We start from the raw sequence: 1,742 nt of genomic DNA on the forward strand, positions 1-1,742 counted from the left end.
AGTCGACGAGGAAACTGCTGGGACAACAGCCCGATGGAGCGCTTCTTTAGAAGCTTAAAAACAGAATGGATACCGATGACCGGCTATCGGGATATCGGTGAGGCTAAGAGTGAAATTTCGCGATATGTGACGGGGTATTACAGTCAGCTGAGACCACATCAATATAACGGTGGGCTGACACCCAATGAGTCAGAGCGAAGATACTGGCATGAATACAAAACCGTGGCCAATTTTAGTTGACCACTACAGTCGAGAGGATGTAGTACGATGTCGAGTTGTGACTTACCGACATCAACGCCGACATTGATTTCAGTTTGGTTTTTATGGTTGTTCATTATAAGCTTACTCTGCCTTGCTATACGGGCTCGAGGCCCCAATGACTGTTCGAGTTATTGCTAGGAGTTATGCAGCGCTACCCACTTGTTACCGGTCTCTCGTAAGAGGAGCCGCCATTCAATCGAGCTACTGCATAAAGACCCTCAACGGCCATTGAGGGTCGCGGATTATAGCCGGGCAGTCTGCTCCCGCTAAGTGGAGCGTTAAGTGACCGAGCGAGAGTCACATCAAAAAAGTAGGGAAATATGAGCATTAATATAAAATGGGATAGTGATTGTCGCTTTAAAGTGTCAACTGAAGGCGGTTTTACGTTTAATGTTGACGCTACAAGTGAGAAAGCCCTTTGTCCAACGGAAGTTCTATTGTCGGCTTTAGGTTCATGTAGTGCTACGGATGTCGTCTTGTTACTACAAGATCAAGGTTTTGAAGTTCAAGGTCTAGAAAATACGGTTACTTTTTCCCTAACGGAATCAGAACCTCGTTTATATAAATCGGCAAACTTACACTTTACTGTAAATGGCAGTGGTTTTAAGGAATCTGACATTTTACGAGCAGCTCAAGAAGCGGTGGAAGAACATTGTCATGTTTGTCTTATGTTGAGCCCTACGATCGATATCACTTGTTCAGCCGAAGTGGGTAAAAATTGCACTTAACAAGTGACTGTGGTGTTTAGTCAATATATTTATCTGTACTAGCTCAGACCTGATCTGACAGTTACCCAGTTTTCTGGTGCCTTCGTCAGATTAGATTTGAGCTAAATTCTTTTCAGCCCAAATCCGTTTCCCATCAGTTAATGTTTCCATTGGCGTTCTGCCGCAGCACATCTTGCCCTGATGAGTTCGTTCATTGTTGTAATAATCCAGCCAGTCGTCCAGATCTTTCTGCAACATTTCTAATGAATCGTAAAGCTTTTTGCGGAATGTGGCCTAATAATAGGGGTTAATGATGAGGTAATTCGGTAATCCCCCCTTAAATTAACTGGCGTCAAAAGTAGAATTTTCTCGTACCATATGCGCAGGAGATTCTTTATGAAAACATCAAAATTCACCGACAGCCAAATCATGTCGATCCTTAAACAAGCTGAAGCCGGAGCGCCGGTTACAGAACTGTGTCGCGAACATGGCATGAGCTCTGCGACGTTTTACAAATGGCGGGCTAAATTCGGAGGCATGGATGCATCACTCATGGCCCGGCTAAGAGAGCTTGAAGCTGAAAATGCTCGTCTTAAAAAAATGTATGCCGAAGAGCGTTTAAAGGCCGAAATCATTCAGGAAGCGATGGCAAAAAAGTGGTAAAGCCGTCGCAACGTAAAGCGATGGCACAACATGCGGTTGCCAATCACCAAGTGACTATTCGCTTGGTCTGCGCTGCATTTTTTATCAGTGAAACCTGTTACCGATATCAAC

At 44.4% G+C, this 1,742-nt stretch carries 2 protein-coding genes and 2 pseudogenes; 3 read left to right on the top strand and 1 reads right to left on the bottom strand.

Translation table 11 applies throughout. The features are described 5' to 3' along the window. Both L1D47_RS20580 and L1D47_RS20585 read left to right on the top strand, forming a co-directional pair. Nucleotides 1-240, top strand: a 240-nt coding sequence (locus tag L1D47_RS20580; protein ID WP_239886169.1) for an integrase core domain-containing protein, incomplete at its 5' end; no start/stop codon positions are given. 341 nt (nt 241-581) lie between these two features. Beyond that, nucleotides 582-989 (top strand): OsmC family protein, encoded by a 408-nt coding sequence (locus tag L1D47_RS20585; RefSeq protein WP_239886611.1) that lies wholly within the window; start codon nt 582-584, stop codon nt 987-989. A gap of 90 nt (nt 990-1,079) precedes the next feature. On the opposite strand, the pseudogene L1D47_RS20590 reads toward L1D47_RS20585, so the two are convergent. Then, nucleotides 1,080-1,283, bottom strand: a pseudogene (locus tag L1D47_RS20590) (IS3 family transposase); the annotation flags it as partial. An 81-nt stretch (nt 1,284-1,364) separates the two neighbouring features. Between L1D47_RS20590 and L1D47_RS20595 the strand changes: the two are divergent. Next, nucleotides 1,365-1,742: pseudogene (locus L1D47_RS20595) on the top strand (transposase); the annotation flags it as partial.

The organism is Shewanella sp. Isolate7, from assembly GCF_022398425.1.
Lineage (GTDB): Bacteria > Pseudomonadota > Gammaproteobacteria > Enterobacterales > Shewanellaceae > Shewanella.

Excerpts from the sequence above, each read along its gene's own strand:
- L1D47_RS20585 (WP_239886611.1), top strand. The coding sequence starts at position 582 with ATGAGCATTAATATAAAATGGGATAGTGATTGTCGCTTTAAAGTGTCA.